The 21,775-nt window shown below is 66.4% G+C and carries 18 protein-coding genes and 5 tRNA genes; 2 read left to right on the top strand and 21 right to left on the bottom strand.

The annotated features are described in order from the left end of the window. Positions 1-118 precede the first annotated feature (118 nt). From rpoB to LRK53_RS06275, 13 genes are all read right to left on the bottom strand, one after another. Complete coding sequence (gene rpoB, locus LRK53_RS06335) at positions 119-4,282, bottom strand: DNA-directed RNA polymerase subunit beta (protein WP_235642653.1); 4,164 nt, start codon at positions 4,280-4,282, stop codon at positions 119-121. A 225-nt stretch (positions 4,283-4,507) separates the two neighbouring features. Further along, on the bottom strand, positions 4,508-4,879 hold the full coding sequence (rplL, locus tag LRK53_RS06330) for a 50S ribosomal protein L7/L12 (protein ID WP_007514537.1): 372 nt from the start codon (positions 4,877-4,879) through the stop codon (positions 4,508-4,510). 44 nt (positions 4,880-4,923) lie between these two features. Continuing rightward, positions 4,924-5,457, bottom strand: a complete 534-nt coding sequence (gene rplJ, locus LRK53_RS06325; protein WP_007514535.1) for a 50S ribosomal protein L10 — start codon at positions 5,455-5,457, stop codon at positions 4,924-4,926. A gap of 349 nt (positions 5,458-5,806) precedes the next feature. Beyond that, complete coding sequence (gene rplA, locus LRK53_RS06320; RefSeq protein WP_027491700.1) at positions 5,807-6,514, bottom strand: 50S ribosomal protein L1; 708 nt, start codon at positions 6,512-6,514, stop codon at positions 5,807-5,809. 3 nt (positions 6,515-6,517) lie between these two features. Next, entirely contained in the window at positions 6,518-6,946 is a 429-nt protein-coding gene (rplK, locus tag LRK53_RS06315; protein ID WP_027491701.1) for a 50S ribosomal protein L11, read from the bottom strand. 477 nt (positions 6,947-7,423) lie between these two features. Then, positions 7,424-7,984 carry a transcription termination/antitermination protein NusG gene (gene nusG, locus LRK53_RS06310; RefSeq protein WP_007514530.1) on the bottom strand — a complete coding sequence of 187 codons (561 nt, stop codon included), beginning with the start codon at positions 7,982-7,984 and terminating at the stop codon, positions 7,424-7,426. A gap of 7 nt (positions 7,985-7,991) precedes the next feature. Next, the gene (gene secE / locus LRK53_RS06305; protein ID WP_027491702.1) at positions 7,992-8,387 is read right to left on the bottom strand and encodes a preprotein translocase subunit SecE; all 396 of its coding nucleotides are present in this window, start codon (positions 8,385-8,387) and stop codon (positions 7,992-7,994) included. 81 nt (positions 8,388-8,468) lie between these two features. Continuing rightward, positions 8,469-8,544: transfer RNA gene (locus LRK53_RS06300), tRNA-Trp, on the bottom strand. Between the two features lie 101 nt (positions 8,545-8,645). After that, positions 8,646-9,836 carry an elongation factor Tu gene (tuf, locus tag LRK53_RS06295; protein WP_235642568.1) on the bottom strand — a complete coding sequence of 397 codons (1,191 nt, stop codon included), beginning with the start codon at positions 9,834-9,836 and terminating at the stop codon, positions 8,646-8,648. Positions 9,837-9,912: 76 nt separating this feature from the next. Continuing rightward, positions 9,913-9,988: transfer RNA gene (locus LRK53_RS06290), tRNA-Thr, on the bottom strand. Positions 9,989-10,100: 112 nt separating this feature from the next. Next, positions 10,101-10,174 (bottom strand) — tRNA-Gly (locus LRK53_RS06285). A gap of 137 nt (positions 10,175-10,311) precedes the next feature. Further along, positions 10,312-10,397, bottom strand: a tRNA-Tyr gene (locus tag LRK53_RS06280). 163 nt (positions 10,398-10,560) lie between these two features. After that, complete coding sequence (locus LRK53_RS06275) at positions 10,561-11,049, bottom strand: acyl-CoA thioesterase (RefSeq protein ID WP_027493505.1); 489 nt, start codon at positions 11,047-11,049, stop codon at positions 10,561-10,563. A gap of 167 nt (positions 11,050-11,216) precedes the next feature. On the opposite strand from LRK53_RS06275, the gene LRK53_RS06270 reads away from it, so the two are divergent. Further along, positions 11,217-13,505: a SpoIIE family protein phosphatase gene (locus LRK53_RS06270; protein WP_235642567.1), complete on the top strand. Its 2,289-nt coding sequence runs from the start codon at positions 11,217-11,219 to the stop codon at positions 13,503-13,505. After that, positions 13,499-13,891: an STAS domain-containing protein gene (locus LRK53_RS06265; RefSeq protein ID WP_027493506.1), complete on the top strand. Its 393-nt coding sequence runs from the start codon at positions 13,499-13,501 to the stop codon at positions 13,889-13,891. The genes LRK53_RS06270 and LRK53_RS06265 overlap by 7 nt, the downstream gene beginning before the upstream one ends. Before the next feature lie 266 nt (positions 13,892-14,157). Here LRK53_RS06265 and ychF read toward each other — a convergent pair whose 3' ends face one another. From ychF to LRK53_RS06225, 8 genes are all read right to left on the bottom strand, one after another. Further along, positions 14,158-15,246: a redox-regulated ATPase YchF gene (gene ychF / locus LRK53_RS06260; RefSeq protein ID WP_027493507.1), complete on the bottom strand. Its 1,089-nt coding sequence runs from the start codon at positions 15,244-15,246 to the stop codon at positions 14,158-14,160. A gap of 115 nt (positions 15,247-15,361) precedes the next feature. Then, the gene (gene pth / locus LRK53_RS06255) at positions 15,362-15,946 is read right to left on the bottom strand and encodes an aminoacyl-tRNA hydrolase (protein ID WP_027493508.1); all 585 of its coding nucleotides are present in this window, start codon (positions 15,944-15,946) and stop codon (positions 15,362-15,364) included. 54 nt (positions 15,947-16,000) lie between these two features. After that, entirely contained in the window at positions 16,001-16,672 is a 672-nt protein-coding gene (locus LRK53_RS06250) for a 50S ribosomal protein L25/general stress protein Ctc (RefSeq protein WP_027493509.1), read from the bottom strand. A 163-nt stretch (positions 16,673-16,835) separates the two neighbouring features. Further along, on the bottom strand, positions 16,836-17,777 hold the full coding sequence (locus LRK53_RS06245; RefSeq protein WP_185754685.1) for a ribose-phosphate diphosphokinase: 942 nt from the start codon (positions 17,775-17,777) through the stop codon (positions 16,836-16,838). A 50-nt stretch (positions 17,778-17,827) separates the two neighbouring features. After that, positions 17,828-17,904 (bottom strand) — tRNA-Gln (locus tag LRK53_RS06240). Between the two features lie 48 nt (positions 17,905-17,952). After that, positions 17,953-19,335, bottom strand: a complete 1,383-nt coding sequence (ispE, locus tag LRK53_RS06235) for a 4-(cytidine 5'-diphospho)-2-C-methyl-D-erythritol kinase (protein WP_027493511.1) — start codon at positions 19,333-19,335, stop codon at positions 17,953-17,955. Between the two features lie 51 nt (positions 19,336-19,386). Further along, positions 19,387-19,998, bottom strand: a complete 612-nt coding sequence (lolB, locus tag LRK53_RS06230) for a lipoprotein insertase outer membrane protein LolB (RefSeq protein WP_027493512.1) — start codon at positions 19,996-19,998, stop codon at positions 19,387-19,389. Further along, the gene (locus LRK53_RS06225; protein WP_235642566.1) at positions 19,995-21,752 is read right to left on the bottom strand and encodes a tetratricopeptide repeat protein; all 1,758 of its coding nucleotides are present in this window, start codon (positions 21,750-21,752) and stop codon (positions 19,995-19,997) included. Before LRK53_RS06225 ends, lolB begins: the two co-directional genes overlap by 4 nt. Between the last annotated feature and the right edge of the window lie 23 nt (positions 21,753-21,775).

Here is a 21,775-nt window from a genome sequence, read left to right as displayed (position 1 = left end):
TCGGGAATAGGGAATGGAGAATCGGGAATGGGAAGAGCGGGGAATGAAGGTTCGGGGTCGCGGCGATGTTTCGTGCCTTCGCGACTCCCTGTTCCCTATTCCCTACTCCCTTGCCAAATCACTTGACCTCTTCCAGATCGATGTCGATGGCGAGCGAGCGGATTTCCTTCACCAGCACGTTGAAGGACTCCGGCATGCCCGCGGACATTTCGTGGTTGCCGTCGACGATGTTCTTGTACATCTGGTTGCGGCCCTGCACGTCGTCGGACTTCACCGTCAGCATTTCCTGCAGGGTGTAGGCCGCGCCGTAGGCTTCCAGCGCCCACACTTCCATCTCGCCGAAGCGCTGGCCGCCGAACTGCGCCTTGCCGCCCAGCGGCTGCTGGGTGACCAGCGAGTACGGGCCGGTGGAGCGCGCGTGCATCTTGTCGTCGACCAGGTGGTTGAGCTTCAGGTAATGCATGTAGCCCACGGTGACCGGGCGGTCGAATGCCTCGCCGGTGCGGCCGTCGTACAGCATGGTCTGACCGGATTCCGGCAGATCAGCCAGCTTCAGCATCGCCTTGATCTCAGTCTCTTCCGCACCGTCGAACACCGGCGTCGCCATCGGCACGCCTTCCTGCAGGTTGGTGGCGAGCGCGAAGATCTCCTTGTCGGTGAGCGACTTCAGATCGACGTGCTGCACGGCACCGGCGACGTGGCTGTTGTAGATCTGGTCGAGGAACTTGCGGATCTCGGCCACCTTCTCCTGCGCCTCGATCATCTTCTGGATCTTCTTGCCCAGGCCCTTGGCGGCCCAGCCCAGATGCACCTCGAGAATCTGCCCGATGTTCATGCGCGACGGCACGCCCAGCGGGTTCAGGCAGATATCCACCGCCTCGCCGTTGGCCATGTACGGCATGTCCTCCACCGGCACCACGTTGGACACCACGCCCTTGTTGCCGTGGCGGCCGGCCATCTTGTCGCCCGGCTGGATGCGACGCTTCACGGCCAGGAACACCTTGACCATCTTCAGCACGCCCGGCGCGAGGTCGTCGCCCTGGGTGATCTTGCCCTGCTTCTCCTTGAAGCGCTTGTCGAACTCTTCCTTGTGGCGCTTGATCTGCTCGGCGGCACGCTCGAGGAACTCGGTGACCTCCTCGTCCTTGACGTTGACCTTGAACCAGTCGTCCTTCTTCAGGCCGTCGAGATACGCGTCGGTGATCTCGGCGCCGCGCTTCAGGCCGCCCGGACCGCTCATCGCGGACTTGCCGACCAGCTGGGTGCGCATGCGGCTGTAGATCGCGACTTCGAGGATGCGGAACTGGTCGTCCAGATCCTTGCGCACCCGCTTGACCTCGGTTTCCTCGATCTGCTTGGCGCGCTTGTCCTTCTCGATGCCGTCGCGGGTGAACACCTGCACGTCGATCACGGTGCCGTCCATGCCCGGGGGCACGCGCAGCGAGCTGTCCTTCACGTCGGACGCCTTCTCGCCGAAGATCGCGCGCAGCAGCTTCTCTTCCGGTGTCAGCTGGCTCTCGCCCTTGGGCGTGACCTTGCCGACCATGATGTCGCCGGCCTTCACCTCGGCACCGATGTACACGATGCCGGATTCGTCGAGGCGCGCCAGCGCCTGCTCACCCACGTTCGGGATGTCGGCGGTGATTTCCTCGGCGCCCAGCTTGGTGTCGCGCGCGATGCAGGACAGCTCCTCGATGTGGATCGAGGTGTAGCGGTCCTCCTGCACGACGCGCTCGGAGAGCAGGATCGAGTCTTCGAAGTTGTAGCCGTTCCACGGCATGAAGGCGATCAGCATGTTCTGGCCGAGCGCGAGCTCGCCCAGGTCGGTCGACGAACCGTCGGCCAGCGTGTCGCCCTTCGCCACCACGTCGCCGACGTTCACCAGCGGGCGCTGGTTGAGGTTGGTGTTCTGGTTGGAGCGGGTGTACTTGGTCAACGTGTAGATATCGACGCCGGCGTCGTTGCCGCCGACCTCCTCCTCGTTCACGCGCACCACGATGCGCGCCGCGTCGACCTGGTCGATCACCCCGCCGCGCTTGGCGGAGACGATGACGCCCGAGTCGCGCGCCACCGCGCGCTCGATGCCGGTACCGACCAGCGGGGTCTGCGAGCGCAGCGTCGGCACGGCCTGGCGCTGCATGTTCGCGCCCATCAGCGCGCGGTTCGCGTCGTCATGCTCCAGGAACGGCACCAGCGCCGCGGCGACCGACACGGTCTGCATCGGCGAGACGTCCATGTAGTCGACCTCGGCGGCCGGGCGCAGCTCGGACTCGCCACGGAAACGGCAGGACACGAAGTCCTCCAGGAACGCGCCGTGCTTGTCCAGCGGCGAGTTCGCCTGGGCGATCACGTGGTCGCCTTCCTCGATCGCCGACAGGTAGTCGACCTTGTCGGTGACCTTGCTGTTGGCGACCTTGCGGTACGGCGTCTCGAGGAAGCCGTAGGCGTTGGTGCGGGCATACACGGCCAGCGAGTTGATCAGGCCGATGTTCGGGCCTTCCGGCGTCTCGATGGTGCAGACGCGGCCGTAGTGGGTCGGATGCACGTCGCGCACTTCGAAGCCGGCGCGCTCGCGGGTCAGGCCACCCGGCCCCAGCGCGGAGACGCGGCGCTTGTGCGTCACTTCCGACAGCGGGTTGTTCTGGTCCATGAACTGCGACAGCTGCGAGGAGCCGAAGAACTCCTTCACCGCCGCCGCGACCGGCTTGGCGTTGATCAGGTCCTGCGGGGTCAGGCCATCGGCCTCGGCCAGCGACAGGCGCTCGCGCACGGCGCGTTCCACGCGCACCAGACCGATGCGGAAGGTGTTCTCGGCCATTTCGCCGACCGAACGCACGCGACGGTTGCCCAGATGGTCGATGTCGTCGACGGTGCCATGGCCGTTCTTGATGTCGATCAGCACCTTCAGCACGTCGAGGATGTCGGACGACTCGCCCTGCTCCTTGACCAGCCGCTGCGACTCCTCTTCCTTGCGCTCGCTGAAGTACTTGTGGTCGTACAGCACGCCCGGGCCGAGGATTTCCTTGCGGCCCACGCGGCGGTTGAACTTCATCCGGCCGACCGCCGACAGGTCGTAGCGGTCGAAGGTGAAGAACAGGTTGAAGAACAGGTTCTGCGCAGCGTCCTTGGTCGGCGGCTCGCCCGGGCGCATCATGCGGTAAATCTCCACCAGCGCCTCCAGCGGCGTCTTGGTGTTGTCGATGCGCAGGGTGTGCGAGATGTAGGCGCCGCGGTCGAGATCGTTGACGTACAGCGTCGGCACGACTTCGATGCCGGCCTTGCGGAAGTTCTCCATCTGCTCGGCAGTGATCTCGTCGTTCGCCGAGGCCAGCAGTTCGCCGGTCTTGGCGTCGACGATGTCGGTGGCCACGATGCGGCCGACCGGGTAGTCGTCCGGCACTTCCAGCGCGGTGATGTTCTCGGCCGCCAGCTGGCGCACGTGGCGTGCGGTGATGCGCTTGCCGGCTTCCACCAGCACCTTGCCACCGATCGCCAGGTCGAAGGAGAGCGTCTCGCCGCGCAGGCGCTCGGCGACCAGCTCCAGCGTGGTGCCGCCCTTGTTGCCCAGGTGGAACACGTTGTGCTCGAAGAAGATGCCCAGCATCTCCTCGTTGTTGTAGCCGAGCGCGCGCAGCAGCACCGTCACCGGCAGCTTGCGGCGACGGTCGATGCGGGTGAACAGCGCGTCCTTCGGGTCGAACTCGAAGTCCAGCCAGGAGCCGCGGTAGGGGATCACGCGGGCCGAGAACAAGAGCTTGCCCGAGCTGTGCGTCTTGCCGCGATCGTGGTCGAAGAACACCCCCGGCGAACGATGCAGCTGCGAGACGATCACGCGCTCGGTGCCGTTGATGATGAAGGTGCCGGTGTCGGTCATGAGCGGGATCTCGCCCATGTAGACCTCCTGCTCCTTGATGTACTTGACCACCTTCTTCGAGGCCGGGCTGTCCTTGTCGTAGATCACCAGGCGCACGGTGGTGCGCAGCGGCGCACCGAAGGTCATGCCGCGGTTGCGGCACTCGCGCTCGTCGAACGCCGGCTCGCCCAGGCGGTAGTCCACGTACTCCAGTGCGGCATTGCCCGAGTAGCTGGAGATCGGGAACACCGACTTCAACGCGGCATGCAAACCCTTGTCGCCGCGCTGTTTCGGCGCGACGTGCTCCTGCAGGAATTCCCGGTAGGAATCAGTCTGGATGGTCAGCAGGTTCGGCACGCCCAGCACGGGCGGACGCTTGCCAAAGTCCTTGCGGATGCGTTTCTTCTCGGTAAACGAGTAGGCCATGATCGGTAGCGCCTCGGTTCGCAGTGGCGCCGGTGGTGCACACACCGGCTGAATGGGATTTCAGGGAATCGAGAATAGGGAATCGTCAATCGGCAGGATCTAACCGGATTTCCGATTCCCTATTCTCCATTCCCCATCTCGTTTCATTTAAAGCAGGCAAAGCCCGGGGGCTCGCGCCCCCAGGCTTGCTTGACGCTAGATCAAACTGATGGCGCGCAAGGGCGCCGATTACTTCAGTTCGACCGTGGCGCCGGCAGCTTCGAGGTCCTTCTTGAACTTCTCGGCATCTTCCTTCGACACGGCTTCCTTCAGGACGCCGCCGGCCTCGGTGAGGTCCTTGGCTTCCTTCAGGCCCAGGCCGGTGATCGCGCGGACAGCCTTGATCACGTCGACCTTCTTGGCGCCGGCGGTCTTCAGGATGACGTCGAACTCGGTCTGTGCTTCGGCAGCCGGGCCGGCAGCGGCCGGGCCGGCGGCAACCATCACCGGGGCGGCGGCGGTCACGCCGAACTTCTCTTCGATGGCCTTCACCAGGTCCATCACTTCCATCAGCGACTTGGCGGCGACGGCTTCAACGATCTGTTCGTTGGTCAGGGACATTGCATTTACCTCTGGAAATGGATTCGATTTGATAGACGATGAACTTAGGCGGGTTCGGCTTCAGCCGGGGCTTCGGCGGCAACTTCGCCGCCCCCCTGCTTGTCGGCCACGGCCTTGACGACGCGGGCGAACATGGTGGCCGGTTCGGCCAGCACGCGGGCCAGCATGGCCAGCGCCTGTTCGCGGGTCGGCAGCGAGGCCAGCACGTCGACATGCGCGGCCGGCAGCAGCTTGCCTTCCACCGAGACGAGCTTCGCCTTCAGCTTGTCGTTGTCCTTGGCGAACTCCTTGATCAGGCGCCCGGCAGCACCGGGTTCCTCCGTCGAGAATGCGTACAGCAGTGGACCGACCAGGGCGTCCTTGACGACCTCGAACTCGGTACCAGCCACGGCGCGCGATGCCAGCGTGTTCTTGACAACCCGCAAGTACACACCGGATTCGCGGGCCTTCTTGCGCATCGCGGTCATCTGGGCGACCGTGGTGCCTGCATACTCGGCAGCGACCAGGGAGTGAGCCTTCGCGGCAACTTCTGCCAGTTCGGCGACTACTTCTTGCTTCTGAGACAGATTGAGAGCCATTGCACTCCTCCAAATGAACTCCGCTCACGGCTCCTGCCGCTTGCGGTCCTGGGCGACGCCATCCATGACGTCGGGGGCACCTGGGTACCCCGGGTGTTGGCCTTTCCAGAACACATCGAACGATTCCAGAAGGGGCAGCACCATCTGCGCAGGCTGGATTTGCGAGAAACCCGATTAAGCGATCCCGCTGGCGGCGACGGCGATTCCCTGCCTTGTGCGAGCTCCCTGCCCGTCGTCGTCGCGCGCTGAACGCGCCTGCGGTCTTTGACAGCGGCCCCGGCCGCCGAAACGGCCGGGACTGCCCTCAAAAACTGCCCGCACCGGCAACCGCCGGTGCGGGACTTGATACTTACTTGGCGGCCAAAGCCAGCGACGAGGTGTCGACGGCCACGCCGACGCCCATGGTGCTGGACAACGCCACTTTCTGCAGGAACTGGCCCTTCGCGGTGGCCGGCTTGGCCTTCAGCAGGTCGGCGATCAGCGCGTTGAGGTTGTCCGCGAGCTGCTCGGCCTCGAAGTTGGCCTTGCCGATGGTGGCGTGGATGATGCCCGCCTTGTCGTTGCGGAACTTCACCTGGCCGGCCTTGGCGTTCTTCACCGCGGTGGCGACGTCGGCGGTGACCGAGCCGTCCTTCGGGTTCGGCATCAGGCCGCGCGGGCCGAGCAGCTGGCCCAGCTTGCCGACCACGCGCATCGCGTCCGGGGTGGCGATCACGCGACCGAAGTCGAGATCACCGCCCTGCATGCGCTCGGCCAGGTCGTCCATGCCGACGGCGTCGGCACCGGCGGCCTTGGCCGCCTCCGCCTTCTCGCCCGGCGGGCAGAACACAGCCACCTTGACGGTCTTGCCGGTGCCGTGCGGCAGCAGCGAGGAGCCGCGCACGCCCTGGTCCGACTTTTTCGCGTCGATGCCCAGACGCACGGCCACGTCCACCGACTCGGCAAACTTCGCCTTGGCGTTGGCCTTGACGATCTTCAGCGCCTCGTCCAAGGCATAGAACTTGCCCGGCTGCACCGCGGCCTGGGCCGCCTTCATACGCTTCGTGAGCTTTGCCATGTCTTAACCCTCCACCACAAGGCCCATGCTACGGGCGCTACCGGCAATGGTGCGCACCGCGGCGTCGAGGTCGGCAGCCGTCAGGTCCGGCTCCTTCTGCTTCGCAATGTCTTCCAGCTGCTTGCGGGTGACCTTGCCGACCTTGTCGGTGTTCGGCTTCTGCGAACCCTTGGCGACGCCGGTGGCCTTCTTCAGAAGGATGGTGGCGGGCGGGGTCTTGGTGATGAAGGTGAAGCTGCGGTCGGAGTACGCCGTGATGATGGTCGGGATCGGCAGACCCGGCTCCAGCTTCTGCGTGGCGGCATTGAACGCCTTGCAGAACTCCATGATGTTCAGGCCGCGCTGGCCGAGGGCGGGGCCCACCGGCGGCGACGGATTGGCCTGACCGGCCTTGACCTGCAGTTTGATGTAACCGACGACTTTCTTTGCCATGGGATTTTCCTCGCGAGTCCGGGCGCCTTGCGGCTCCTCGCTGCTCACCGTTCCGTGGATGGAAGGAAGATCTGCCTCGTGCAGATCCGAAACGCGGACACGCCGGGTCAAAAAGACCCCGCGTGAACCGCGCAGTATAGAGATTTACCTGGTCATCAGCAAGCCCCGTGCCAAGGTCGCCGAATCGGGAGCCGGGCTGCCCCGGCCAGGGACGGTCCGATCAGAGCTTGTGAAGAAAACCACTTCCTGTGGTTTTCTTCAGTCGCGAGTCCGGTACACGCCCGGACTCGCTCACATGAAACAGTCACTTACGTGACTGTTTCATGTCCGGCCATCGGGCAACCGCTCCTGCGTTGCCTCAACTCGGGCATCGGGCAACTGCTCCTGCGTTGCCTCAACTCGGGCATCCATGCCCTCGCCATGCCCTCGCCATGCCCTCGCCGTGGCCGGCCTGAGAGGTTGAAAAATCACAACCTCTCAGGCCTTCTCGACCTGGCCGAACTCCAGCTCCACCGGGGTCGAGCGGCCGAAGATCAGCACCGCCACGCGCAGGCGGCTCTTCTCGTAGTTGACTTCCTCGACCACGCCGTTGAAGTCGTTGAACGGCCCCTCGGTGACGCGCACCATCTCGCCCGGCTCGAACAGCACCTTGGGACGGGGCTTCTCGACGCCCTCGCGCACCCGGCTGAGGATGGCGTCGGCCTCGCTGTCCTTGATCGGCAGCGGGCGGTCGGCGGTGCCGCCGATGAACCCCATGACCTTCGGGGTTTCCTTGATCAGGTGCCAGCATTCGTCGTCGATCCGGGGCGACTTGCCCTCGGTATTCGTCTCGATCTGCACCAGCACGTAACCCGGGAAGAACTTGCGATCGCTGCGTCGCTTCTGGCCGCCGCGCATCTCGATCACTTCCTCGGTCGGCACCAGCACCTCGCCGAATTTCTCTTCCATCGCGGCGCGCTTGATGCGCTCCTCGAGGGAACGCTTCACCTGGTTCTCGAAGCCCGAATAGGCGTGCACCACGTACCAGCGCTTGCTCATGCTCACCTCAGCTACCCAGCTTCAGCAGCCAGTCGAGAATGACCGACTTCAGGATCAGGTCGATAAGACCCAGCAGTAGCGACAGCACGATCACCACCAGGATGATGATGCCGGTCGTCTTGATCGTCTCGTCGCGGGTCGGCCAGACCACCTTGCGCATCTCGAACTGCGACTCGGCGATGAAGTTCCGCACCCGTCGGCCCAGCGCGGTGAATGCGGCAATCGCCGCCGCCACCACGAACGCGGCCAGCACGCCCAGCAGGCGTACCGACGATGAAATGCTGCCATCCCGGCCGAACCAGGAGTAGGCAAAGATGCCGGCAGCCAGCACCAGGCCCGCCAGTACCAGCTTGCCGATGTCGGCGGCGTTCGTGCCCTTGGGCTGCTCTGCCTTGGTATTCATGCACTAGCGACTCGGTGTCAGCAGCATGGCGCGCCTTGCGGCCGACCTTGCCATCGCCACCCGTCTCGATCCTCGGGGAAGTGGCACGCCAGGAGGGACTTGAACCCCCAACCTGCGGTTTTGGAGACCGCTGCTCTGCCAATTGAGCTACTGGCGTAGAACGGGATTCGGGATTCGAGATTCGGGATTCGTAAAAAGCGGAACGGCGTGAAGCCTACCCTTCCGAATCCCGAATCTCGAATCCCGAATCCCACGATATTACTTGATGACCTTGGCCACCACGCCGGCGCCAACAGTGCGGCCGCCTTCGCGGATGGCGAAACGCAGCCCTTCGTCCATCGCGATCGGGTGGATCAGGCTCACCACCATCTTCACGTTGTCGCCCGGCATCACCATTTCCACGCCTTCCGGCAGCGTCACCGCACCGGTCACGTCGGTCGTGCGGAAGTAGAACTGCGGACGGTAGCCCTTGAAGAACGGCGTATGACGGCCACCCTCGTCCTTCGACAGCACATATACCTCCGCCTCGAAGTCGGTGTGCGGGGTGATCGTGCCCGGCTTGGCCAGCACCTGGCCGCGCTCCACGTCGTCACGCTTCAGACCGCGCAGCAGCAGACCCGCGTTGTCGCCCGCCTGGCCCTGGTCCAGCAGCTTGCGGAACATCTCCACGCCCGTCACCGTGGTCTTCTGCGTGTCGCGGATGCCGACCACTTCGATTTCGTCGCCCACCTTGATCACGCCGCGCTCGATACGACCGGTCACCACCGTACCGCGGCCCGAGATCGAGAACACGTCTTCCACCGGCATCAGGAACGGCTTGTCGATCGCACGCACCGGCTCCGGGATGTAGCTGTCCAGCGCGTCCACCAGCTGGATGATCGCCGGCACGCCGATCTCGCTCTGATCACCTTCCAGCGCCTTCAGCGCCGAACCGTGGATGATCGGCGTGTCGTCGCCCGGGAAGTCGTACTTGCTCAGCAGCTCGCGCACTTCCATCTCGACCAGCTCGAGCAACTCGGCGTCGTCGACCATGTCCGCCTTGTTCAGGAACACCACGATGTACGGCACGCCCACCTGGCGCGACAGCAGGATGTGCTCGCGCGTCTGCGGCATCGGGCCATCGGCGGCCGAGCACACCAGGATCGCGCCGTCCATCTGCGCCGCACCCGTGATCATGTTCTTCACATAGTCCGCATGGCCCGGGCAGTCCACATGCGCGTAATGGCGCTTCGGCGACTCGTATTCCACGTGTGCCGTCGAGATCGTGATGCCGCGCGCCTTCTCTTCCGGCGCCGCGTCGATCGCGCTGTAATCCTTGAACTCGCCACCGAAGCGCTCCGCGCCGACCTTCGTCAGCGCCGCCGTCAGCGTCGTCTTGCCGTGATCCACGTGACCAATCGTGCCGACGTTCACGTGCGGCTTGGTGCGTTCGAATTTACCCTTTGCCATAGCGCGCTAAACCCCGATGGAGTCAATGAATTGAAGAAACCTGCCCGTTCCGGGCCGGCCATGATGGCCGAATGGATGGTGCTCATGACAGGAATCGAACCTGTGACCTCTTCCTTACCAAGGAAGTGCTCTACCGACTGAGCTACATGAGCGGAGATTTCAGCCATCTTCCATGATGGCAAACCACAGACCGGCATCCTGCCGGACTCTTCGAAAAAGCTTCGACCCTTGTTCCGGTCGGCCTGCGTGACAAGGGCAGCGCAATGGAGCGGAAGGCGGGAATCGAACCCGCGTAATCAGTTTGGAAAACTGATGTTCTACCATTGAACTACTCCCGCCCTGCGCGGAACGCCTGCCGAACATCCTGTCCCTTCCCTCGCGGGTCGCGCCGCTCTCGCGTCGCGTATCGGAGCGCTCCTGCGACTCCGGTGAAACCCGCCATCGGTCAAAGCGGCCATCCGATGTCAACTTGCTCTGGTGGAGGGAGGTGGATTCGAACCACCGAAGGCGTAAGCCAGCAGATTTACAGTCTGCCCCCGTTGGCCGCTTGGGTATCCCTCCAGAATCTTTGCGTGTCGCGGAACCGGCAGATCTGCAATCTGCCTTCGTTGGCAGTCTGGAGATTCCGCCAACAAAGAACGCGTATTGTGTGGATCGAACCCCGGACTGTCAACACCTTGCAGCAGCGATGACGCACCAGCAGCCCACCCTTCCGCGGGTAACATCAGTCCGGCGCAGCCGCACGCAGGTCGACCAGCCGTTCCATGCCCTTGGACAGTTCCAGCAGCTGTCTTGCCTGCTCCTGCAGCCGTCGCTCGTTGTCGTTGCGCGGCTCCCAATGCGGCACCGGGGTGGGTTTGCCGTCTGGGCTGTCCAGCGCCACGAAGACCATCACGCAACTGGTCGCCAGGCGCTGCTCATCCTTGCGTAGGTCGCGCGCCAGCACGTCGACGGCCATGTGCATGCTGCTGGTGCCGGTACGGATCAGGCGCGCCCGCACGGTGACCAGGTCGCCGATCAGGATCGGCGCCACGAACTGGATTCCGCTGACCGAGGCGGTGACGCAGTACGCCCCGCTCCAGGCCACCGCGCAGGCATAGCCGGCCTGGTCGATCCATTTCATCGCCATGCCGCCGTGCACCTTGCCGCCGAAGTTGACGTCGGTGGGTTGGGCGAGAAAGCGGAAGCTCACTTCGTGCTGCTGTCCGGGCATGGCTGGCGACCTCATCGCGGGTCCTAAAGCGGGATTATGCCTGACCGTGTGCACTTTCCCGCGTCCGGATACGGCTTGTCGGCTTGCAGCCCACCTGGCTTCATGGCTAGATGAGCCAGGGGAAACGGGGAGATCCGGCGGTGGCCTTGCGCAGTATTGCATCACGGATGGCGCTATGGGTTCTGGTCGGCTCCGCCGTGGTACTGGCCGCCACCGGTGCCTTGCTGCTCGGCCTGACCCGTGCGCAGATCCTCGAACACACCCACCGCGAAGCGGCCTCCCTGGCAGCCGACGCCGGCAACCAGATTCAGGCCCGGATCGACCGTGTCGCGGTTTCGGCACGCATGCTTGCCGCGATCATCGGCAGCCGCCGCGACGACGCCGAACCGCTGCTGCGCGACACGCTGGCCGCCGACCTGGACATGGACGGGCTGGCCGCAGCGTTCCGGCCCTCGGCGGATCCGGCCGCACCCCCGCCGTACTCGCCCTTCGTGCGCCGGCTGGACCACGGCAGCCTGGCTGACCGCGACCTCTCGCGCGACGCCAACCCCTACTGGAACAGCAACTGGTTCCTCGGCGGGCTCGGCTGCAGCAACGGCTGCTGGCAGCGGCCGTTCTTTTCGCAATCCCGCCGCCGCCAGCTGATCAACTACTCCGTAGCCATCCGTCGCGACGGGCATCCCGTCGGGGTGATCAACGCCGACGTCACGCTCGACTGGCTGCACCGGATACTCGGTGGCCTGGCCAAGCCCGCCGGCGCCTACGCCTTCGTGCTGGACAGCGACGGCAACTTCCTGGCCCACGACAACCCCACCATGGTCGGCCAGCGCGGCATGCCGGCGCTGCTCGGGGTGCTGGCCAGCGACCGCGCCGAGTCGACGCGCCTGCCGAAGGCGCAGAACCCGCGCGCGAACGGGCCGGTCTGGGTCTATTCCGCCCCGATCGAAGGTACCCGCTGGCGATTCGGCCTGGTGATTCCCGAGCAGCACATCTACGCCGGGGTAAGACACATCTTCCTGCTGAGCCTCGCGCTGGGCTTGTTGGCGCTGCTGGGCGTCGCGCTGATCACGCTGCTGACCATTCGCCGCACGATGGCGCCACTGAAGGTACTGGTCGACCGCGTCGAGCACGTCGCCCGCGGCGAGCTGGATTTCGAACTGCCGCCGGCCCGCCGTCCCGACGAGGTCGGTCGCCTCACCCAGTCCTTCGACCAGATGCGGCGCGAACTGGCCCTGCACCTCGAAGACCTCGCACGGGTGGCACGCGAAAAACAGCGCCTGGCCAGCGAACTGGAGATCGCGCACCAGATCCAGCTCGGGCTGCTGCCGAGCAAGCACTACCTCGATGCCGTCTGCGCCCAGTTCGAGCTGCACGCGGCGCTGCGTCCGGCGCGGGCGGTGGGCGGCGACCTGTACAGTTATTTCATGCTCGATCCGCAGCGCTTCTTCGTGATGGTCGGCGATGTTTCCGACAAGGGCATCCCGGCGGCCCTGTTCATGGCGCAGACGATCACCCTGGCCAAGGTGCTGGCGCCGCGCGCGCAGACCCCGCGGAGCCTGCTGCAACTGCTCAACCTCGAACTTTGCCGCGGCAACGACAGCTGCATGTTCGCGACCCTGCTGTGCGGCCTGCTCGATACCGGCAGCGGCAGCCTGCTGCTGGCCAGCGCCGGCCATGAGCCGCCGATCCTGTGCGGCCGCGGCGCGCCGCAGCTGCTGGAGTTCCCCACGGGTGCGGTGCTCGGGCTGTATGAGGACTCCGACTACCACGAGCACCGCCTGCGCCTGCACCAGGGCGAAACGCTGCTGATGTACACCGACGGCATCACCGAGGCCAGCAACCGCGAGCAGCGGATGTACGGCATCGAACGCACCGTGGAAAGCCTCGCCATGGTGCCGCCGGCGGCGCCGACTGCCGACTACATCGAACGGCTGCTGGGCGACGTGGATCGCTTCGTGGCGGACGCCGCGCAAACCGACGACATCACCGTGCTGGCGCTGACCTGGCACGGCGCCACACCGCCGGCTGCCCGGATCAGCATCGGCACCCAACTGGTGGACGTGTTCGGCGCGCTCGACCGCTGCGAGAACCTGCTGGAGGACGCCGAGGTGCCCGCCAGCCTGCGCAGCGACATGCGGCTGGTGCTGGAGGAGTTGATGGTCAACACCGTCGAGTACGGCTACCCCGACGGCCGCCCGGGCCAGATCCGCCTGCTGCTGCAGCCGCAGCCGGAGGCGGTCGTGGTCGAGCTGATCGACGACGGCATCGCCTTCGACCCGCTGCAGTCCGCCGCGCCGGACCTCACCGGCGACCTTGCCGACCGCGAGCAGCTCGGCGGGCTCGGCATCCACCTCGCGCGTACCATGGCCAGCGAAATGCGCTATACACGGGACGCCGACGGCAACCACCTGCTGCTTCGCTTCGCCTACCCAAACCTGGACGAATCTTCATCATGACGCTCAGCCTGCACCATGAATTCCCCGCCACCGATCGCGTCGTCGTGTACGTCGGCGGCCGCCTGGACGCCATGAGCTTCGGCGAATTCGATGAAGCCATGCTGGTCCTGCTGCCCCGGCTCGATGAAGGCGGCACCGTGGTGGTCGACCTGGCCGGGCTGGAGTACGTGAGCAGCGCCGGCCTGCGCAGCCTGGCCAGGATTCGCAAGAGCATGCGCGCGCGCAACGGCCACACCCTACTGCTGAACCCGCAGCCGCAGGTACGCAAGGTGTTCGACATCGTCAAGGCGGTGCCGGTGAACGAGGTCTTCACCAGCACGCAGGAACTCGACGCCTACCTGGACCGCATGCAACGGCAGGTCATCGAGGGCAACGGCGACGCCTGAGAGGTGGTGATTTTTTCAACCTCTCAGGCCGGCCACGGCGAGGGCATGGCGAGGGCATGGCGAGGGCATGGATGCCCGAGTTGAGGCAACGCAGGAGCAGTTGCCCGATGCCCGAGTTGAGGCAACGCAGGAGCAGTTGCCCGCTGGCCGGACATGAAACAGTCACGCCAGTGACTGTTTCATGTGAGCGAGTCCGGGCATGTACCGGATTCGCGATCAAAGAAAGCCACAGGATGTGGTTTTCTTCACAAGCTCTGAGCGACGCGTCAGACGTTGAACAGGAAGTGCAGCACGTCGCCGTCCTTGACGATGTAGTCCTTGCCTTCCTTGCGCAGCCGACCGGCCGCCGCCGCGCCGGCTTCGCCCTTGTACTGGATGAAGTCGTCGTAGCCGACCGTCTCGGCGCGGATGAAGCCGCGCTCGAAATCGGTGTGGATCACCCCGGCGGCCTGCGGCGCGGTGGCGCCGCGCTTCACCTGCCACGCGCGCACTTCCTTCACGCCGGCGGTGAAATAGGTCTGCAGGTCGAGCAGCTTGTAGCCGGCGCGGATCACCCGGTTCAGGCCTGGCTCGTCCAGGCCCATGTCCTTCAGGAACTCGTCGCGGTCGGCCTCGTCGAGTTGGGCCAGCTCCTCCTCGATCGCCGCGCACACCGGCACCACCTCGGCGCCCTCGCTCACCGCGCGTTCGCGCACGGCGTCCAGCAGCGGGTTGTTCTCGAAGCCGTCGTCGGCGACGTTGGCGATGTACATCAGCGGCTTCAGGGTGAGCAGGAACAGGTCGCGCACCAGCGCCTTCTCCTCCTCGTCCAGCCCGACGCTGCGCGCGGAGCGACCTTCGTTGAGCGCAGCGGCCAGCTTCTGCAGCACCGGCTTGCGCGCCAGCGCCTCCTTGTCGTTCGCCTTGGCCGCGCGCTCGGCGCGGTTCAGCGCCTTGTCCACCGACTCCAGGTCGGCCAGCGCCAGTTCGGTGTCGATCGTCTCGATGTCGGCGATCGGATCGACCTTGCCGGCGACGTGGATCACGTCACCCTCGAAGCAGCGCACCACGTGGGCGATCGCGTCCACCTCGCGGATGTGCGCCAGGAACTTGTTGCCCAGGCCCTCGCCCTTCGACGCGCCGGCGACCAGGCCGGCGATGTCGACGAACTCCACCGCGGTCGGCACCACTTTCTGCGGGTTGACGATGGTGGCCAGCGCATTCAGCCGCGGATCCGGCACCGGCACCACGCCGACGTTCGGTTCGATCGTACAGAACGGGAAGTTCGCCGCGGCGATGCCCGCCTTGGTCAGCGCGTTGAACAGGGTGGACTTGCCGACGTTGGGCAAGCCGACGATGCCGCATTTGATGCCCATGGATAACTCCGAGGTAGGTGCTGTTCCGGGCGTCATTCCCGCGAAAAGCGGGAATCCATTGAGCTGTTGCATGCCCGAGCAAAATGGGTTCCCGCTTGCGCGGGAATGACGGCCGCTACGTTCCAGACGCTGTATGTAGTTGTTGCATCGCCTTGTCGAACTGGCCGTCCACGGCCAGCGGTAGCACGTCCAGCGCGCGGCCGATGCCGTCGAGGATCGCGTCCTCGTCCGCGGCCGAGGGCCGGCCCAGCACCCACGGCGTGACCTGGTCGCGCTGGCCAGGGTGACCGATGCCCACGCGCAGCCGATGGAACCTGCCGTGACCGAGGTGGCCGATGATGTCGCGCAGGCCGTTCTGGCCGCCGTGGCCGCCGTCGAATTTCAGGCGCACGGTGCCGGGCGGCAGGTCCAGGTCGTCGTGCGCGACCAGACACTGCTCCGGCTCGATCTTGTAATAGCGCAGCGCCGAGACCACGGCGATGCCGCTCTTGTTCATGAAGGTGGCCGGCTTGAGCAGCCATACCGGTTCGCCGCCGAGGCGCACGCGGCAGGCTTCGCCGTGCAGCTTGCCGTCGAAGGCAAAGCGCTCGCTCTGCGCGCTGGCGAGGGCATCAACTAGCCAGAACCCGGCGTTGTGCCGGGTTCGGAAGTATTCGGTGCTGGGGTTGCCCAGCCCGACGATGAGTCGCAAACCAGCCATGCGGACAAGCAGCAGTGACGGCCCGCGCTCCAGACGAGCGCGGGCCGACGCGGCTTACTTCTTGTCGTCCTTCTTGGCCGGCGCGGCGGCGGCCGGAGCCGCAGCCGGCGCAGCAGCCTCGGCGGCCGGCGCTTCCTCGGCTTCTTCCAGCACCGTGTTGGCCGTGACCACCGCGATGTCGTGGCCTTCGCCGCCGTGCAAGGCGACCAGCTCGACGTTCTTCGGCAGCTTCAGCTGCGACAGGTGGATGATGTCGCCCGGCTTCAGCTCGGCCAGGTCCAGCTCGATGGCTTCCGGCAGATCCTTCGGCAGGCAGGTGATTTCCACTTCGGTCAGGTTGTGCGAGATCACCACACCGGAGGTCTTCGCTGCCGCGGACTTTTCCTTGTTCAGGAAGTGCAGCGGCACGTTGACGCGGATCGCGGCATTCTCGTCCACGCGCAGGAAGTCCATGTGCATCATCAGCTGCTTGAACGGGTGCTTCTGCCAGTCGCGCACCAGCACCTTCTGCACCTTGCCGTCGACGTTCAGGTCGAGCACCGAGGAGAAGAACCACTCGTTCTTGGCGGCGAGCAGGATGGTGTTGTGCTCGATCTGGATGCTCTCGGGAGCCTGACCGGCGCCGTACACGACGGCCGGCACGAAGCTCGCACGACGCAGGCGGCGGCTCGCACCTTTCCCCTCGTCCTTGCGGCTTTGCGCCTTGATTTCATGAGTCTTGGACATTTCGTTGCTACCTTGGTTGGTGTTGGCCGCCTCGCGACGGCCGGGTAACTCCCCCGCGACCAGGGAAGTTGGTGTTTCGGGATTAGGATTCGAGATGGAGATTCGTCAGTGCCAACGCCGGCACTTTTGCGAATCCCCAATCCCGAATCCCGAATCCCGGCTCTCAATCCACATACAGCGAGCTCACCGACTCGCCGAAGGCGATGCGGCGAATGGTTTCGGCCAGCAGCTCGGCGACCGAGAGCTGGCGGATCTTGGCGCAGGCCTGCACTTCCGGACGCAGCGGCAAGGTGTTGGTGACCACCAGCTGGTCGAGGCTCGAATTCTCCAGGTTGCTGATCGCCGGGCCCGACAGCACCGGGTGCACGCAGTAGGCCACCACCTTGCGCGCGCCGCGGTCCTTCAGCGCGGCGGCCGCCGCGCACAGCGTGCCGGCGGTATCGACGATGTCGTCGACCATCACGCAGGTCTTGCCGTCCACGTCGCCGATGATGTTCATCACGGTGGACACGTTGGCGCGCGGGCGGCGCTTGTCGATGATCGCCAGGTCGGCGTCGTCCAGCCGCTTGGCGATCGCGCGCGCACGCACCACGCCGCCCACGTCCGGGCTGACCACGATCAGGTCGTCCATGCTGTGGCTGCGCCAGATGTCGGCCAGCAGCACCGGTGAGGCGTACACGTTGTCGACCGGGATATCGAAGAAGCCCTGGATCTGGTCGGCGTGCAGGTCGACCGTCAGCACCCGGTCGACGCCGGCGGCGCCGATCATGCTGGCAGCCAGCTTGGCGGTAATCGGCACCCGCGCCGAGCGTGGCCGGCGATCCTGCCGGGCGTAGCCGAAGTACGGGATCACCGCGGTGACGCTGGCCGCCGAGGCGCGCTTGAGCGCATCGGTCAGTGCCAGCAGCTCGAACAGGTTGACCGCGCTGGGCGCGCCGGTCGGCTGGATCACGAACACTTCCTGCTTTCGGACGTTCTCCTCGATCTCGATCTGCACCTCGCCGTCACTGAACGTGCCGACCAGCGCCTTGCCCAGCGGCACGCCCAGGCGATGGGCGACGTCCTCGGCGAGCGCGCGATGGGCGTTCCCGGTAAACAGCATCATCGGAGTGGACGTGTCCACGTGGTTACCTCGAAACAAAAGCCATCATGAAATGGCTGGGGCGGCAGGATTCGAACCTGCGAATGCGGGAATCAAAATCCCGTGCCTTAACCAGCTTGGCGACGCCCCAGTGGTATGTGTGTATTGCCGAACCTGATCCGTCTCCAGCCGCCAACCGTCACGCCGCATGCCGGTGGCGCGCCGCGGCCTCGTGCAGGGGCGACACCTCGACACCCGTGGCCAGATGCGCCGTGAACGTCGCCGGGCACTGCCGCGCCACCGCCTGCGCCCGCTCCAGCGAGCGCAGCTCCAGGAACACGCAACCGCCGCTGCCGGAAAGCCGCGCCTGGCCGAAACCGCCCAGCCAGTCCAGCGCCGCGGCCACCCGCGGGTGTCGCGCGCGCACTACTGGCGTGAAGGCGTTTTCCGTCGTTTCGCCGGAAACAAAGGATGAAATTGTCGCCGGCGGGGCATTTCGTGTCAATTCAGGCGCTTGAAACAGCGCCGCGGTCGGCACCGGCTCGTGCGGGTCGAGCACCACGTAATGGCGTGTCGGCAAGGCCAGCGGGATGAGCCGCTCACCGACGCCTTCGGCCCAGGCCGAGCGGCCGCGCACGAATACCGGCACGTCGGCGCCGAGCCGGCACCCCAGCTCCGCCAGCACCCCCTCGTCCAAGCCCAGTCGCCACAACTGGTTCAACGCCACCAGCACGGTCGCCGCGTCGGAGCTGCCGCCGCCCAAGCCGCCGCCCATCGGGATGCGCTTGTCCACGGCGATGTCGACGCCCAGCGGCGTGCCGGTGCGTTCCCGCAGCAACTGTGCCGCCCGCATCACCAGGTCGGCGGCTTCGGGGACACCTGCCACCTCGCGCGTGCGCCGGACCACACCGTCGTCGCGCACGCGCAGGCGTACCTCGTCGCCCCAGTCGAGCAGGCGGAACACCGTCTGCAGCTCGTGATAGCCGTCCGCCCGCCGCCCGGTGATGCGCAGGAACAGGTTCAGCTTGGCCGGCGCCGGCCACACCGTCCACTCACCGGGCGCCGGCGGTGCCAGCGGCCGGCTCATGAATACCCGCAGCTCGTCGGGGAAGCCGTTCTCGCGATCGCGCTCACGCGCAAACGCAAACGCCGGATCGTCCTTGTCGACCACGGCAAAACCGTGTTTGGCGTAGAACGGCGCGTTCCACGGCACCTCGGCCAGGGTGCCTAGGCCCACCCACCGGTAACCGGCCTCGCGCGCCCAGGCGCAGGCATGCTCGAGCAGGGCCGCACCGATGCCGCGCCGGCCGTACGCCGGCAGCACGTCGATCTCGGCAATGCCAATCGCGCCATCGGACAGTTCCGTGTCCAGCCAGACGAAGCCGACCGGCTCGCCGGTGCCATCCCGCGCCACCCAGACCAGGCCGCGGCCAATTGCCTGGCCCAGCAGTTCCGACGGGATCGCCATGGCCGAGTAGCTGGGCCACACCGGATGGCCGCGAAACAGCTGCACCGCCTGGCGCTCGATCGCGCACAGCGCCTCGACCTGGTTCGGCTCGGCGCGTTCGATCGGGAAAGGCATGCTCGGGTTCCGGTGCTGCGGCGACGCCAGCGGGGCGCCAAGCCTAACCCATCAGCGGAACTGCCAGGACTCGATCGACAGTTTCACCTTGAACGGCGGCTTGCCGGCGAACACCTTGGTCGGCAACGGCGGCTGGCGCGCCTCGTCCCACTCGCGGTAGTCGACCGTCCAGCCGTCCTGCTGCAGCAGCGAGGGCAACCGGTTCTCGCCAAAGCTCAGCTCGGCCGGGCCGCTGTCCGCGCGCAGGCCGAGCACCCAGGCGCGCAGATCGCGCAGCGGCACTTCCCAGCCGAGCGCCTTGTGCATCAGCGCCTCCGCATCGGGGCCACGCAGTGGACCATGCTCCACGCCTTCCAGCAGCGCACCGTCCGGGCCGCCGCTGAGGCGGAAATTCATGCCGCTGATCGCCGGCCCGCGCAGCACGAACTCGTACTGCGCGCCGTCCTGGGTCCAGCTGAAGCTGCCGCTGCCGCCGTCCTTGCCGTTGGAAACGCCAAGCCGGCCCTGCAACTCCCAGTGATCGGCCCGCGCCAGCGCATGCTCGCGCGCGAATTGCGCGTCGAACAAGGCGGCGTCGCCCTTCACGCGCACCGCCGGCGGCACGCAGGCAGCAAGCAGCAGCGGCAGGGCGACGGCGACGAGAAGACGCAGCCAGCGCCTCATGGATGCAGCCGCTTCAGGGTTTCCTGCAGGGCGGCGTTGCGCGGATCGAGCTTGCGCACCTCGTCGAAGACCCGCTGCGCGTCCTGCCGGTGACCCTGCTGCCACAGCACCTCGCCCAGGTGCACGCCGACGTCGGCATCCTTGCGGGCCAGCCAGGCGCCACGCAGGGCCTGCGCGGCCTGCTCCAGGTTGCCCTTGCGGTACTGCAGCCAACCCCAGGAATCGGCGATCGCCGGGTCGTCCGGCTTGGCGGCGCGCGCGGCGCTGATCAGCCGCTCGGCCTCGGGCAGGTCGCGGTTCGCGTCGGCCAGGGTGTAGCCCAGCGCGTTGCTGGCGTCGACATCGCCCGGCTTGATCTTCAGCAGGCGCTGGAAATCGCTCACCGCCTGGTCGATCTGGCCGCCCTCGGCATAGGCCAGGCCGCGGCCGTACAGCAGCCCCGGGTCGTCCGGCACCACCTGCAGCGCATGGCTGAACGCCGCCTCGGCCTTGGCGTAGTTCTGTTCGCGCAGGTACAGCTCGGCATCCGCCTGCCAGGCCTGCCGCAGCTGCTCGGGCTGGTCGAGGTAGGCCAGCTGCAGCTGGCCCAGCAATTCATGCGCCTCGGCGAGCTTGCCTTGCGTGTGCAGGATCATGGCGCTGCGCAGGTCGGCGTCGAACGCATGCTCGTCGGCGTCGCCGACCTGGTCGTACCAGGCCAGCGCCTCGGCCTCGCGATGCTGCATCTCGGCCAGTTGGCCGAGCAGGTACGCGCTGCTTTCGCGGATGTCCGGCGGTGCGTTCTGCAGTTCCCGGTACAACGCGGTCAGCGCCTTGCCACCCTTCTCGTGCGCCGCCAGACCGGCGCGCATCGCATAGGTGTCGGCGTTCTGCGGGCCGCGCGCCAGCAAGCGGCCGGCGCCGGCGTAGTCGCCGGCCTGGCCGAGCATGCCGGCATAGGCCAGGCGTAACTGGATGCTCTGCGGTTCCTTCGCCAGCGCTTTCTGCAGCAGGGCACGGGCGCCGTCACGGTCGCCGTCCTTGAACTTCATCTGCGCCGCCCAGGCGTAGGTCTCGGCGCTCCTGAACCGCTGCATCGCGGCGTCGGCGATCTGCACCGCATAGGCGTGCCGGCCAAGGCGGTCGCCCAGCTCGCTCATCGCCAGCCAGGCGTGCGCGTCGGCGGGCAGGCGCGGCGGCGTGGCCAGCGCCTCCAGCAGGCGGGCCGCCTGGGCCTGGTCGCGGGCGCCCACCAGCACGCGGCCAAACTGGCGCCAGGCGTCCTTGTCACCGGTGTCGATCAAACGTTCCAGCTGCTGCCGCGCCTCGGCGGTATCGCCACGGTCCAGCGCCAGCTGGGCGCGTGCCTGTGCCAGCGCGGCCGGCGCGGCGCCCAGCACCTGCCAGCGCTGCAGCGCGCGTTCGGCGGCGGCGCCGTCATGCACGGCGATCGCCAGCCCGGCGGCGCGCTCGGCCACCTTGGGGTCGTTGCTCAGGGCCATCGCCTTGTCGTAATGCGCGGAGGCCGTCTTCAGGTCGGTGCGGGTCAGCGCCATCTCGCCGGCCAGCAGCTGCGCCAGCGCGTCGTGGTCGGCGTCCGGCGTGGCCACCGTCAGGTGCGCCAGCGGTTGCGGCGTGGCGATTGTCTTCGAGGCGGAACGCAGTGGCACGCCGGTACAGCCGACCAGGCCCAGCAGCAACGCCGCTGCTGCCGTAAAATGCCGCAGTTGCTTGAACTTGCCCGCACCGCTGCCCACACTACCGTCCATCCACATGCCTGCTCTAGTCACCACCTGGC

The sequence above is a fragment of the Rhodanobacter thiooxydans genome (assembly GCF_021545845.1).
Lineage (GTDB): Bacteria > Pseudomonadota > Gammaproteobacteria > Xanthomonadales > Rhodanobacteraceae > Rhodanobacter.
Note: the sequence above shows the minus strand (reverse complement) of the source record. Positions and strands in the feature narration are given on the sequence as shown.

What these genes read in the sequence shown, in the direction of transcription:
- rplL (WP_007514537.1), bottom strand. Translation starts at nt 4,879, where the DNA reads ATGTCCCTGACCAACGAACAGATCGTTGAAGCCGTCGCCGCCAAGTCG.
- rplJ (WP_007514535.1), bottom strand. Translation starts at nt 5,457, where the DNA reads ATGGCTCTCAATCTGTCTCAGAAGCAAGAAGTAGTCGCCGAACTGGCA.
- rplA (WP_027491700.1), bottom strand. Translation starts at nt 6,514, where the DNA reads ATGGCAAAGCTCACGAAGCGTATGAAGGCGGCCCAGGCCGCGGTGCAG.
- rplK (WP_027491701.1), bottom strand. Translation starts at nt 6,946, where the DNA reads ATGGCAAAGAAAGTCGTCGGTTACATCAAACTGCAGGTCAAGGCCGGT.
- nusG (WP_007514530.1), bottom strand. Translation starts at nt 7,984, where the DNA reads ATGAGCAAGCGCTGGTACGTGGTGCACGCCTATTCGGGCTTCGAGAAC.
- secE (WP_027491702.1), bottom strand. Translation starts at nt 8,387, where the DNA reads ATGAATACCAAGGCAGAGCAGCCCAAGGGCACGAACGCCGCCGACATC.
- tuf (WP_235642568.1), bottom strand. Translation starts at nt 9,836, where the DNA reads ATGGCAAAGGGTAAATTCGAACGCACCAAGCCGCACGTGAACGTCGGC.
- LRK53_RS06275 (WP_027493505.1), bottom strand. Translation starts at nt 11,049, where the DNA reads ATGCCCGGACAGCAGCACGAAGTGAGCTTCCGCTTTCTCGCCCAACCC.
- LRK53_RS06270 (WP_235642567.1), top strand. Translation starts at nt 11,217, where the DNA reads ATGGCGCTATGGGTTCTGGTCGGCTCCGCCGTGGTACTGGCCGCCACC.
- ychF (WP_027493507.1), bottom strand. Translation starts at nt 15,246, where the DNA reads ATGGGCATCAAATGCGGCATCGTCGGCTTGCCCAACGTCGGCAAGTCC.
- pth (WP_027493508.1), bottom strand. Translation starts at nt 15,946, where the DNA reads ATGGCTGGTTTGCGACTCATCGTCGGGCTGGGCAACCCCAGCACCGAA.
- LRK53_RS06250 (WP_027493509.1), bottom strand. Translation starts at nt 16,672, where the DNA reads ATGTCCAAGACTCATGAAATCAAGGCGCAAAGCCGCAAGGACGAGGGG.
- LRK53_RS06245 (WP_185754685.1), bottom strand. Translation starts at nt 17,777, where the DNA reads ATGATGCTGTTTACCGGGAACGCCCATCGCGCGCTCGCCGAGGACGTC.
- ispE (WP_027493511.1), bottom strand. Translation starts at nt 19,335, where the DNA reads ATGCCTTTCCCGATCGAACGCGCCGAGCCGAACCAGGTCGAGGCGCTG.
- lolB (WP_027493512.1), bottom strand. Translation starts at nt 19,998, where the DNA reads ATGAGGCGCTGGCTGCGTCTTCTCGTCGCCGTCGCCCTGCCGCTGCTG.
- LRK53_RS06225 (WP_235642566.1), bottom strand. Translation starts at nt 21,752, where the DNA reads ATGTGGATGGACGGTAGTGTGGGCAGCGGTGCGGGCAAGTTCAAGCAA.